10 protein-coding genes are annotated in these 12229 nt (G+C 73.5%); 4 read left to right on the top strand and 6 right to left on the bottom strand.

The window, feature by feature from the left end:
• The first annotated feature begins 246 nt into the window (after positions 1–246).
• Positions 247–831, top strand: a complete 585-nt coding sequence (locus P3T37_RS23400) for a transposase (RefSeq protein WP_280725752.1) — start codon at positions 247–249, stop codon at positions 829–831.
• 6 nt (positions 832–837) lie between these two features.
• On the opposite strand, the gene P3T37_RS23395 is transcribed toward P3T37_RS23400, so the two are convergent.
• The 5 genes from P3T37_RS23395 to P3T37_RS23375 all read right to left on the bottom strand — a co-directional run bounded on the left by P3T37_RS23395 (position 838) and on the right by P3T37_RS23375 (position 6303).
• Positions 838–2148, bottom strand: coding sequence for a DUF58 domain-containing protein (locus P3T37_RS23395; RefSeq protein ID WP_280725751.1), 1311 nt, complete (start codon positions 2146–2148; stop codon positions 838–840).
• 39 nt (positions 2149–2187) lie between these two features.
• Positions 2188–3117, bottom strand: a complete 930-nt coding sequence (locus P3T37_RS23390) for a MoxR family ATPase (protein ID WP_280725768.1) — start codon at positions 3115–3117, stop codon at positions 2188–2190.
• 65 nt (positions 3118–3182) lie between these two features.
• Complete coding sequence (locus P3T37_RS23385) at positions 3183–4388, bottom strand: DUF4350 domain-containing protein (RefSeq protein WP_280725750.1); 1206 nt, start codon at positions 4386–4388, stop codon at positions 3183–3185.
• Positions 4385–5044, bottom strand: a complete 660-nt coding sequence (locus tag P3T37_RS23380) for a DUF4129 domain-containing protein (RefSeq protein ID WP_280725749.1) — start codon at positions 5042–5044, stop codon at positions 4385–4387. The genes P3T37_RS23385 and P3T37_RS23380 overlap by 4 nt, the downstream gene beginning before the upstream one ends.
• 5 nt (positions 5045–5049) lie before the next feature.
• Positions 5050–6303 carry a hypothetical protein gene (locus P3T37_RS23375; RefSeq protein WP_280725748.1) on the bottom strand — a complete coding sequence of 418 codons (1254 nt, stop codon included), beginning with the start codon at positions 6301–6303 and terminating at the stop codon, positions 5050–5052.
• A 238-nt stretch (positions 6304–6541) separates the two neighbouring features.
• Between P3T37_RS23375 and mtrA the strand changes: the two genes are divergently transcribed.
• The 3 genes from mtrA to P3T37_RS23360 all read left to right on the top strand — a co-directional run bounded on the left by mtrA (position 6542) and on the right by P3T37_RS23360 (position 11196).
• Entirely contained in the window at positions 6542–7219 is a 678-nt protein-coding gene (mtrA, locus tag P3T37_RS23370; protein ID WP_280725747.1) for an MtrAB system response regulator MtrA, read from the top strand.
• Between the two features lie 94 nt (positions 7220–7313).
• Complete coding sequence (gene mtrB, locus P3T37_RS23365) at positions 7314–9320, top strand: MtrAB system histidine kinase MtrB (protein ID WP_280725767.1); 2007 nt, start codon at positions 7314–7316, stop codon at positions 9318–9320.
• 25 nt (positions 9321–9345) lie between these two features.
• Positions 9346–11196: an LpqB family beta-propeller domain-containing protein gene (locus tag P3T37_RS23360; RefSeq protein WP_280725746.1), complete on the top strand. Its 1851-nt coding sequence runs from the start codon at positions 9346–9348 to the stop codon at positions 11194–11196.
• Here P3T37_RS23360 and P3T37_RS23355 read toward each other — a convergent pair.
• Positions 11184–11897 (bottom strand): phosphoribosyltransferase family protein, encoded by a 714-nt coding sequence (locus P3T37_RS23355; RefSeq protein ID WP_280725745.1) that lies wholly within the window; start codon positions 11895–11897, stop codon positions 11184–11186. The genes P3T37_RS23360 and P3T37_RS23355 overlap by 13 nt on opposite strands.
• Positions 11898–12229: the final 332 nt, after the last annotated feature.

Here is a 12229-nt window from a genome sequence, read left to right as displayed (position 1 = left end):
CAGGGGGGACCCTGTGGGAGAGTAGGACGCCGCCGAACAATCATTCCAAAGAACCCCCATCCGAGAAATCGGATGGGGGTTCTTTGCGTTTCCGGGCAGTCGGCCGGCCCGGGTCGCGGTCCGGCTTGGTCGTGGAACACCCGTCGCCCGGCATACGATCGGGGTATGGCAAGACCAGGTCCTAAGGCCCGCCCCGAACCCCAGCCGCGTATCGAGCCCTTCAGCTTGTCCACCGACCCCTTTGTGATGGAGACGTCGCACGAGGTGGCCGGGATGTACCTGGCCCCGCCCGAGCGGGTCCTCGCGCTGCATGTGGATGCCGAGACGGTACTCCGTCCCAAGCTCCGCGATGCGCTGCAGGAGCTGCGGGACGAGCCGCTGCCGCCCACCGTCAAGGCGTTGCTCGCCAGTCTCGACACCACGACCGAGAAGGTGCTCGGGACGCTGCACCGCCGTCGGCGCGGAGTGGAGTTCCGCCGCTTCCTGACGCAGCTGGACAGCCAGTTGCCGGAGGTCGGTGAGGTTCACCTGATCTGCGACAACTACTTCACGCACAAGTCGCCGACGGTGATGAACTGGCTTCGCGCCCACCCGAGGGTCACCATGCACTTCGCGCCGAGCGAGGACGCCTGGCTCGCGTACGTCGAGCGGTGGTTCGCCTACCAGGCGGCGCGCGAGGCGTTCCACGGGGACAAGTCGTCCGCTGCGGCGCTCTCCAAGGGCATCTCTGACTGGCTGCGGGACAACCGCGAGGAGAAGCCGGAGAGCACTGAGGCCGAGACGGAGACGGAGACCGGCCGGGCGCACGTCTGGATCAAGCCGGGGCGCTGACCGGCCTCAGAGCCGTCCGGCGGCCTTGAGCGCGAGGTAGGCGTCGGCCAGGGCCGGCGGTAGCGCGGCCGGCGGGGCGTCCAGTACGGTCGCGCCGTGCCGGGTGAGCCGGTTCGCGACGGCTCGGCGGTCGGCCCGGGTCTGCTCGGCCGCGGCCGCGCCGTAGACGGCGGGCAGGGTGCCGCGGCCGGCCGCGAGCGTGTCCAGCCGAGGGTCGGCCACCGCGGCGACCAGGACTTCGTGGCGCTGGGTGAGGCGGGGGAGCAGCGGTAGCAGCCCCTCCTCCGCCGACCCGGCGTCCAGGCCGGTCAGCAGGACGATCAGTGAGCGCCGCGGCGCGAGCCGCAGGGCGGCGGCGGTCAGCGCGCGCAGGTCGGTCTCGACCAGGGCCGGTTCCAGTACGGCCATCGCGTTGGTGAACGCGGGCAGCACCTGGGCGGCCGACCGGCCCAGTACGGCGCCGCGCCGGTGCAGGTCGTGGGCGAGCAGGTCGACCCGGTCGCCCGCCTTGGTGGCGAGCGCGGTGAGCAGCAGCGCGGCGTCGAGCGCCGCGTCCAGGCGTGGGGCGTCGCCGACCCGGCCGGCCGAGGTGCGGCCGGTGTCCAGCACGATGAGGATGTGCCGGTCGCGCTCCGGTCGCCAGGTGCGGACGGCGACGGTGTGCCGCCGGGCGCTGGCCCGCCAGTCGATGGAGCGTATGTCGTCGCCGGGCAGGTACTCCCGCAGGCTGTCGAACTCGGTGCCCTGTCCGCGCGTCAACAGCGAGGTCCGGCCGTCCAGTTCGCGCAGTCGGGCGAGCCGCGACGGCAGGTGCTTGCGGCTGGTGAACGGGGGCAGGGCCCGCAGCGTCCACGGGACGTCGTGCGATCCCTGACGTCCTGCCAGGCCGAGCGGGCCCAGCGAACGGATCGTCACCCGGTGGGCGTGCTGGTCGCCGCGCCGGGTCGGGGTGAGCCGGGTGGTGACCCGGCGCCGCTCGCCGGGCGGGACGCGCAGCTGGTGGCGCGAGGCGGACAGCTCCGTCCCCGGACCGAAGGCGGACGGCGGCCAGGCGTCGCGCACCGCGGCCCGCAGCGGGCGCCCGGAGGGGTTGCCGACGCTCAGCGCGATGTCGGCGTCCTCGCCGAGCCGGACCGAGGTGTCGCCCTCCCGGGTGAGCCGCAGGCTGCTGACGGGCGCGGCGAGCAGCAGGTCGGCCGCGATCGCGGCGAGCAGCGGCAGCCCGACCGCCGCGATGCCCAGCCACGAGGGCAGCAGGAGTCCCACCACCAACGCGCCGAGTGCGGCGAGCAGTGCAGTGCGGCCGGTGAGGGCCATGACGGACTCCTAGAGCGACATGAGGGAAGGACGGATGGGTCAGCGCGGGGCGGGGGTCTGCGCCAGCACGGCCTGGATGACCGAATCGGCGGTGACCCCCTCCATCTCGGCCTCGGCGCGCAGCTGGACGCGGTGGCGCAGGGTCGGCAGCGCGAGCGCCTTGACGTCGTCGGGCGTCACGTAGTCGCGGCCGGCCAGCCAGGCCCAGGCGCGGGCGGTGCTGAGCAGCGCGGTGGCGCCGCGCGGCGAGACGCCTATGGAGAGCGACGGCGACTGCCGGGTGGCCCGGCACAGGTCGACGATGTACGCGAGAACCTCGGGCGAGACGGTCAGTTCGGCGATGGCCTCGCGGGCGGCCGCCAGGTCGGCGGGGCCGGCCACCGGGCGTACCCCGGCGGCGTGCAGGTCGCGCGGGTCGAAGCCGGCCGCATGCCGGCTGAGCACCTGGAACTCCTGCTCGCGGGTGGGCAGCGGGAGGATCAACTTGAGCAGGAAGCGGTCGAGTTGGGCTTCGGGCAGCGGGTAGGTGCCCTCGTACTCCAGCGGGTTCTGCGTTGCCGCGACCAGGAACGGGACGGGCAGCGGGCGCGCCTCGCCGTCCACCGTGACCTGCCGCTCCTCCATGGCCTCCAGCAGCGAGGCCTGGGTCTTGGGCGGCGTCCGGTTGATCTCGTCGGCGAGCAGCAGGTTGGTGAAGACCGGGCCGGGCTGGAAGGAGAACTCGGCGGTGCGAGCGTCGTAGACCAGCGAGCCGGTGACGTCACCGGGCATCAGGTCGGGCGTGAACTGGATGCGCTTGGTGCCCAGGCTCAGGGCGGTGGACAGGGTGCGGACCAGCAGTGTCTTCGCCACGCCGGGGACGCCTTCGAGCAGGACGTGGCCCCCGCACAGCAGGGCGACCACCAGGCCCGTGACGGCGGCGTCCTGGCCGACCACGGCCTTGCCGATCTCGGCGCGCAGCGCGGTCAGCGCCTGCCGGGGGTCGGAGTGCGGCGCGGCGGTGTCGACGGGTGCTGCGGGGGCGGACTGCTCGGTCACGGCTGTCGTACCTGCCTTTCCAGGGCATCGAGGTCGTCGGCGAGCCGCAGCAGCGCGGCGTCGTCGGTGGGCGGCGGGCCGTACAGCAGGGTGTGCGGCCCGCCGGGGTCGCGCTGGTCCGGGGACCGGCGGTCCAGCCGGTCGGCGAGGGCGGCGAGCAGTGCGGTGCCGTCCGGTTCGCCGGCGGTCACCGGCACGCCCAGGACGGGGGCCAACCGGTGCCGGGCGGCCCGGCGCAGGCTTTCGGCGGCCTGTCCGCGGGCCTTGGCACGCTGGTAGAGCCGGGCGCGGCCCTCGGTGGTCTCGGCGGCGCGCACCACCACCGGGAGCTGCTCGCTGACCACCGGGCCGAGTCGCCGGGCTCGCCAGAGTGCTGCCAGGACGGCCGCCACGGCCAGTTGGAGGGCGCCCCAGGACCAGCCGGCGGGTATCAGGTCGGTGAAACTGCGCTGCCCGGCCTGCTGCGGCACGCTGCTGTAGTCCGGCAGGTACCAGGTGAGCTGCGGCTGCGAGCCGAGCAGCCCGAGCGCCAGCGAGGCGTTGCCGTCCTGGGCGAGCGCCTGGTTGGTGAGGAAGCGGCCCGAGCCGAGCACGATCACCTCGGTGCCGCCGCTGCCGGGGGCCTCCGCGAGTGCCGGGTGGCCCTCGCGGGGGTAGCAGCCGGTGGTGCCGGCGTCGAGGTCGTAGAGCTGCCCGCCGAGCTCGGCGCTGCCGGCCAGCTGGGCCTCGGGGAGCGGGCAGTCGGGCGCGGTACTGGCGGAGGCGATGCTCAGCGGGATGCCTGCCGTCTCGGCCGGGTGCACCCCGGGAGCGAGGATGCCGAGCGCAGTGTCGCCGGGATCGATCAGCACCAGGCGGCGGTGCCCGGCGGCGGCCAGGTCGCGGAGCTGGTCCGGGGTCAGCAGATCGGGCAGCGGGAGCAGGACGGTGTCGGCTCCGGGGGACGCGTCGAGTGCGGCCGGGGTGTCGACCGGGTCGACGGTGACGCCCTGCCGGCGGAGCAGCTGCGCGGTCGCCCGGGCGCCGTCCGGGTCGGCGGAGCGCGGGTCGAGCGCGGGGTAGCCGCCGCTGCCGCCCAGGCCGCCGATCAGCAGGGCCGCCAGCAGCAGGACCAGCGCGCCGGCCAGGAACCAGCGGGAGCGGCGCCAGAGCTGGGAGAGGGTCGGCGTGAGGGTGGTGGGCCCGGGGGTGGTGGTCGTCATGCCGGGCCTCCCGCGGTGGGGCGGGTGCGTTCCAGCCGGTCGTCCAGTTCGGCCAGCAGCTGGTAGTCCGAGACCTGTGCGACACGGTCGCCGAACGCGACGTCGTCGAAGGAACGGGCTGCCGCGCGCAGGGCGGCGGCGTGCTCGGGCAGGAACCGGCCGGCCTCGGCGGCGGCCTCGTCCGCGGTGCGGCCGGGGCGGGCGTCCAGCAGGGTGCGTTCCTCCAGCGCGCGGACCAGGGCGCGCATCTGCTCCCGGACCGCCTGCGGCCAGTCGCCGGCCTCGGCGTGCCCGCGGGCCGCCGCGCGGAACTGGGCGGCAGTGCGCGGACCGTCGGCGGTGAAGAGGGCGGCGGTGGTCCGCGCGGCGCGTCCGGGACGTCCGAGCCGCCACCACAGGGCCGCGCCGATCAGCACGGCGATCACCAGGAAGAAGATCAGACCGGTGGCGCCGCTGTCGGCGACCGAGCCGATCCCGCCGAGCAACCGGTCCAGCTGGGCCCAGAGCCAGTCGGTGATCCGCTGCGTCAGGCTCGGGTCGTGTCGGTGGTACGCCGGGTCGAGCAGCTCGTTGCGCGCGGCCTCCCGGGCCGGATCGCGCGGCACGGTCACCGGGCTGCCGACTGCCGCCAGCGCCCGTTCCCCCCAGTTGGGCAAGGCGATCAGGCTCCGGTGGGCGGTGCGGGCCGGTCGGCGCTGCCGTACTCCGGCAGGCCGGCCGCGCGGGCCAGTTCGATGTCCAGGCCCTCGCGGCGGATCCGCTGGTCGACGTAGAGCAGCACGCTGATGCCGGCCGTGACCGGGTAGCTCAACAGCGAGCCGAGGATGGCGCCGATGGTCGAGATGACCAGGGCCGCGAAGGTCGTCGTGGCCGAGGCGCTGCCGAGGGCGAAGGGGGTGCCACCGACGATGGCGGCCAGCACGCTGAACGGGATGGCGATCATGTCGGTGAGCAGGAAGGTGAGCACGTAGCCGAGCAGCGTCACCCCGAGGATCCGCCACCAGGAACCGCGCACCAGCCGCCGGGAGCGCGCCATGGCGGCCAGGACGCCCTGCTTCTCCAGCATCAGGGCGGGCGCGGCGAGGCTGAGCCGCACGCCCGTCCAGATCGCGACGCCCAGCCCGCCGAGCAGCACGGGGACGCCGATCAGGGCGGCGAGCGGACTCTGGCTGTCGGCCAGGCTCGCGACGAACAGCGGGATGGAGGAGGCGGCCACGATGCCGACCACGATCAGGGGCACCAGCAGGCTGACGCCCAGCAACTTCGGGAGCTGCGGGCGGGCGGCCCGCCAGGCGGGGCCGAGGGTGATCGACTCACCGACGATGGCCTTGCTGATCACCATGGTCAGCAGCGCGGTGAGGATCAGGCTGGCCAGCAGGTCGAGGACGACGGCCGCGCCGAACGCGACCACCGCCGTCCAGCCGGTGCCGCTGCCCTGGGTGTACCAGCTCACGGCGGCCAGGGTGGTGTTCGTCAGCACCGCGACGACCAGCGAGAGGCCGAGAACGGTGCGCCAGTGCTTGCGGACGGTGGAGATCGAGCCGTCCAGGATCTCGCCGACGCTCAGCGGGCGCAGCGGGATGACGCCGGGCTTCGGGCTCGGCGGCGCGCCCCAGCCGGGGAACTGCCCACCGGGCTGCTGCCCCCAGCCGGGCTGCGTTCCCCACCGCTGCGGAGCGCTCCAGCCCTGCTGCGGCGGCTGACCGCCCTGCTGATGCGGGATCTGCGGGTCGCCGTACGGCGTGCCCGCGTAGGGCGGCGGGGTGGGCCGTTCGGGAGCCCGGTCTGCGGGCTGACCGGGGTCCGAGGACGCCGACGTACCGTCCGGGCCGGCGGGAGTCGCGGCCGGCGGCCGGGTGTCCTCGGGCTCGGGGGCGGACGAGCTGGGGGAGACCCAGCCCGGGGTGTCGGTCATCACTGCTCCTCGGCGCGGGGCGGTGCCCCAGGATGGTGGTGTGGCGCGTTCGTGCCGCCCATCGTGCCATGGTGGCGAGAGGCGCCCCAGAGGTGCCTGGTTGCTGATCGACAACGGAGTCGGCAGGGCCGGTCTAGTGGGGAGTTTGGGTGGATATGGGCGGTCTCGACGGAGTGGCGGCACGGAAAATGGCACTGCTGTGCGGCAGGTCACAATCGGGTAATGAGAGGATGGGCGCATGAAAGGTCGCGTCCTCGTCGTAGATGACGACACCGCACTCGCCGAGATGCTCGGCATTGTGCTGCGTGGTGAGGGTTTTGAACCGTTTTTCGTCGCCGATGGGGACAAGGCGCTTGCCGTCTTCCGGGAGACCAAGCCGGACCTGGTCCTGCTCGACCTGATGCTGCCCGGACGGGACGGCATCGACGTCGCGCGGCAGATCAGGGCGGAGTCCGGCGTACCCATCGTGATGCTCACCGCGAAGACCGACACGGTCGACATCGTGGTGGGCCTGGAGTCGGGCGCCGACGACTACGTCGTCAAGCCGTTCAAGCCCAAGGAGCTGGTGGCTCGGGTCCGCGCCCGGTTGCGCCGGGCCGAGGAACCCACCCCCGAGCAGCTCACCATCGGTGACCTGGTCATCGACGTGGCCGGGCACTCCGTGAAGCGGGAGGGCCGGGGCATCCCGCTGACCCCGCTGGAGTTCGACCTGCTGGTCGCGCTGGCCCGCAAGCCGTGGCAGGTGTTCACCCGCGAGGTGCTCCTGGAGCAGGTCTGGGGCTACCGGCACGCTGCGGACACTCGTCTGGTGAACGTGCACGTCCAGCGCCTGCGGTCCAAGATCGAGAAGGACCCGGAGCGTCCGGAGATCGTGGTCACCGTCCGCGGTGTCGGCTACAAGGCCGGGCCCAGCTGACGTGACGCACGATGTCCGCTCCTCCCCGACCGGCCCGGCGGCCGGCGGGGAGGACAGCCCGGCGGCGTCGGGCTCCCACCGGATACCGCTCTCGGTGTTCGGGCTGTTCGCCCGCCAGCTCCGGCGTCCGGTCAACCGGGTGTCGGCCCTGTACCGGCGCTCCATCCAGCTGCGCGTGGTCGCCGCCACCCTGCTGCTCTCGGTGGCGCTCGTCGTGGTGCTGGGCATCGTGGTGATGGCGCAGGTCCGGAACGGTCTGCTGACCGCCAAGGAGCACGCCGCGCAGGGACAGGCGCGCGGCGGTTTCACCATCGCCCAGCAGCAGAGCGACCAGCTGGCCGACACCCGCGCCAAGAGCGGGAACACCGGGGACCCCAGCCCCAACGAGACCGGGACCTGGCTGACCAACCAGGTCGCCAGCCTGGCCAGCGGCGGGCAGGGCGTCTACTCGGTGGTCGGACTGGTGCCCTCCACCGATCAGAACGCGGTCAGCAGCTCCGCACTGAGCCTGGCCCGGGTCAGCGGTGACGTCACGCTCGGCAGCATCTCCGCGCGCCTGCAGGACGACGTCCGCAAGGAGCCGGGTGTGCCGCAGCAGCAGACCACCGTGATCCACCGCAAGTCCAGCTCCGGGCAGGTCACCTCGGAGCGCGGCCTGGTGATCGGCGAGCAGCTGCGCGGTCCGCAGAACACCGACTACCAGCTCTACTTCGCCTTCTCCTTCGCGCAGGAGGACAAGACCCTGGGCCTGGTCGCCGGCACCCTGGCCACCGCGGGCGTCTTCATCGTCGCGCTGCTCGGCGGCATCGCCTGGCTGGTGGTCCGCCAGGTCGTCACGCCGGTCCGGATGGCGGCCGGGATCGCCGAACGGCTCGCCGACGGGCACCTGGAAGAGCGGATGAAGGTCACCGGGACGGACGACATCGCCCGGCTCGGCGAGTCCTTCAACCGGATGGGCGGGGCGCTGCAGACCCAGATCCGCCAGCTGGAGGAGCTCTCCCGGGTGCAGCGGCGCTTCGTCTCGGACGTCTCGCACGAGCTGCGCACCCCGCTGACCACCGTGCGGATGGCCGCGGACCTGATCTACGACAGCCGCGAGGACCTGGACCCGATGGCGGCCCGCTCGGCCGAGCTGCTGCAGGGACAACTGGACCGCTTCGAGTCGCTGCTCGCCGACCTGCTGGAGATCAGCAGGTTCGACGCCGGTGCCGCGATCCTGGACGCCGAGCCGGTGGACCTGCGCGACATCGTGGCCCGGGTGGTCGAGTCGGCCGACCCGCTGGCCCGGCTCAAGGGCAGCGCCGTGCTGCTGCGCGGTGCCGAGGAGCCGGTGGTCGCCGAGGTCGACTCGCGCCGGATCGAGCGGATCATGCGCAACCTGGTGGTGAACGCGCTGGAGCACGGCGAGGGCCGGGACCTGGTGATCCAGTTCGGCTCGGCCGGCGGTGCCGTCGCGGTCGGCGTCCGGGACTACGGCATCGGGCTCAAGCCCGGTGAGGCCTCCCGGGTCTTCCACCGCTTCTGGCGGGCGGACCCGTCCCGGGTGCGGACCACCGGCGGTACCGGCCTCGGGCTCTCCATCGCGGTCGAGGACGCCCATCTGCACGGCGGCTGGCTTCAGGCCTGGGGCGAGCCCGGTGGCGGCTCGCACTTCCGGCTGACCCTGCCGCGCACCCGCGGCGGCGAGATCGGCCGGGCGCCGTTCCGGCTGGAGCCCGAGGACTCGCGCTACAACCGCGGTCTGCGCGCCCAGGGCACGCCGTACCAGCGCGCGGTGCGGCCCTCCGGGGCGACGGCGCTGACCGTCACCGGTGAGCCGACGGTCATCCCGGAGACCCCCGGTGGGCTCGGCGGCGGGTTCGGCCCGGGGCTGGGCGGAGTACTGAGCATCGGTCCTGGGCTGGGTCCCAGGGTGCTGCCCAAGGGACCGGCGGCGGACCCGTCGGACGTCCGGGCAGCGGCTGCGGGGTACGGTGCCGGCGGTGCCCACGTGGTCGTCGACCGTGCGCACCACCAGCCGTCCGGCGGGGCGTCCGGGGCGACCGGATCGTCCTCGACAGGGAAAACGGAGGGGTCACAGGGTGGGGACCAGCAGGATTAGACCCGCTGTCCGGGGGGTCTGGACCGTGGTGACCGTGCTGCTCGCGGCCGGGTGCGCCACCATGCCGGACACCGGCGACCCGCAGCGGGTCGACCCGGTGCAGGGCGTCGGCGGCGACAACGGCGTGCAGGTCCGGGTGATCCCGGTGCCTCCCCGGGACGGCCTGAGTCCCCGCGAGGTGGTGCAGAACTTCCTGGACGCCTCGATAGCCGACGAGCGCAACTACACCACCGCGATGCAGTACCTGACGCCGGACGGCGCCAAGAAGTGGAAGCCGGCCGACGGCGTCGTGGTGCTGCAGAACACCACGCCGGGTCCGCCCGTGGTGGAGTCCGACACCGCGGGCACCGAGGTCTCGATCAAGTCCTCGCAGGTCGGGCAGCTGGACGGCAAACACACCTTCACTGCGGTCCCGAGCACGCCCTATGAGGCCGCCTTCACCCTGGTCAACATCGCCAAGGACGCCAACGGCAAGGACAGTTCGACCAAGGCGGAGTGGCGGATCGACGACCTGCCGGACCAGCTGATCCTGAACCAGACCAACTTCGGCAACACCTACCAGCAGGTCGACCGGTACTTCTACACGGCCTCCGACCCGAGCGCCACCGGCCCGCAGCAGCCGGTGCTGGTGCCGGACCCGATCTACCTGCGGCGTCGGATAGACCCGGCCAGCGCCGCGGCCAACGCGCTGGCCGAGGGTGCCTCCGACTGGCTCGCGCCCGCCGTCCACTCCGCGTTCGACGGCGCCAAGATCGTCGGGCCGGTCGCCGGGGACGACCCGCGCGATCCGCGGGTGCAGGTCGACGGGACCGACATCAGCGGCGGCAAGTGCCAGTTGATAGCGGCACAGCTCTACTTCACCCTGGCCAGCCAGGGCGGCAGCGGCTCGATCGACCAGGTGACGCTGACCGGTCGGCACGGGGCCGCCCTCTGCCAGCTGACCTCCGCCCAGGCGCGGGTGTCGGCGTACGCGCCCGGCGCGCTGGCCGGCGGGTCCGGCGGCAGCACCCCGGCGTACTTCCGCCGCCCGAGCGACGGCGTGCTGATGCGGCTGTCCGGGCAGGACTCCAACACCACGGTTCCGGGACCGTTCGGGGCGGCCCACCTGCCCGCCGATCTGGCTCCGACGGCCCAGCACCTGGTGGGCGAGTTCGCGGTCAAGCGCGACAACAAGGTCGCGGCCGTGGTCAGTCAGGACGGCAAGTCGCTCTTCGAGGTCGGCCTGACGGACAGCGACAAGCTCGGCCAGCCGGTGGTCGTCAGCGGCGCCACAGCCCCCGGCCAGGGTTTCGCCTCGCCCAGCTGGGACGGCTACGGCGGACTCTGGGTGGTGGACCGGAACCCGGTGGCGCCCGCGGTCCTGCTGATCCGGGGTCAGACCCGCACGGTGGCCACGTTGGACATCCCCGCGGATCGCACGGTGGACGGGATCCGGCTCTCCTCGGACGGCACCCGGGCGGCGCTGCTGCTCAAGGACGGCACCGGGGCGATCAGCCTGTGGCTGGGACTGGTGACCCACGCCGGCTCGCCCCAGGCGCCGGCGGTGCAGATCAGCACCGTCCGCCAGCTCGCTCCGCAGCTGTCCGACGTCGTCTCGGTCTCCTGGGCCGACACCGACCTGCTGCTGGTGCTGGGCAAGGAGAAGGACAGCATCACGCAGCTGCACTACGTGGGCACGGACGGCTCGCAGATCGTCGAGACGCCGCTGCAGGCGGTGGACGGGATGACGGCGGTGGCCGCCTCGGAGTCCCGTACGGACCCGGTGCTCGCGGACTCGCAGGACCAGGAGCACACCATCTACGGGCTGAGCGGCAACGCTCAGTGGCAGTGGCGGTCGTACGCGACGAACGGGGTCCTGCCGACCTACCCGGGCTGACGGCGGCGGTGGACGACGGCGGGCACCCGGCCCGCCCGGCGCGCGGTGGCGGCGATCGTCGCCGCCGCGAGGGGCGGCGCGCCGGCGGCGGTCAGTGCCCGGGCCGCCTCGGTGAGGCTGGCGCCGGTGGTGACCAGATCGTCCACCAGGATGATCTGACGGTCGGCCAGCCGGGGGTGCAGCCGCGCCGGTACGGTCAGTGCGCCGTGCAGATTGCGGTGCCGGGCGGCGGCGCCCAGCCCGGCCTGGTCGGCGACCCGGCGGACCGGGCGCAGCGCCGGGCCGACCCGGCAGGCCAGCCCTGAGCGACTCAACTCCCGCGCGGCGCACCGGGCCAGGCGCAGCATCGGATCGTGGCCGCGGGCCCGCACGGCGGCCCGGGCCGACGGCACCGGGACCAGCAGGAGGCCGCCGCCGCGGTACGCGCCGGGGAGGGCCGAGGTGACCGCGGTGGCGAGGACGGCGCCCAGCGGGCCCGCCAGCCGTAATGCGCCGCGCTCCTTGTGCGCGAGCAGCAGTCGGCGCACCGGATCGCCGTAGACGGCGCAGGAGTGCACCGGCGGCAGGCCCGCCGGCGCCGGGCTCGGACCGGCCCGCCGCCCGTGCAGGCCGGCCAGCAGCTCACGGCAGTCGGGACAGAGTTGGCCGCCGACCTCGGCTCCGCAGCCCTCGCAGGGCGTGGGCAGCACAAGATCGAGCAACGCGTGCAGGGGAGACGTCAGCGGAGTGATGGCAACCTCCTCGACGGCTTGCGACCGGCTGTGGTGAGCCCAGCGTGGGCCGTCTGGGCGGAGTTGTCCAGATATTTACCGCCACTTCACTCGATTGAGGGTAGACAGGGGAGAACAGCTGTCCGGCCGACTCAACTCCGCCTATGGTCCGCTGGAGAGGCGAAAAACCCGCCTGGGGTGTCTGATGAGGCTCCCGGGGGTTTCAAGCGTCCCTGGTGGGGAGGAAGTGGAGTGAGGGCCCAGCTCGCAACGCCGTTCGCGGCGCAGTGCGGGGCCGGCGACAGATTGGCTGGTCAGGCTGG

The organism is Kitasatospora sp. MAA4 (genome assembly GCF_029893355.1).
GTDB lineage: Bacteria > Actinomycetota > Actinomycetes > Streptomycetales > Streptomycetaceae > Kitasatospora.
Note: the sequence above shows the minus strand (reverse complement) of the source record. Positions and strands in the feature narration are given on the sequence as shown.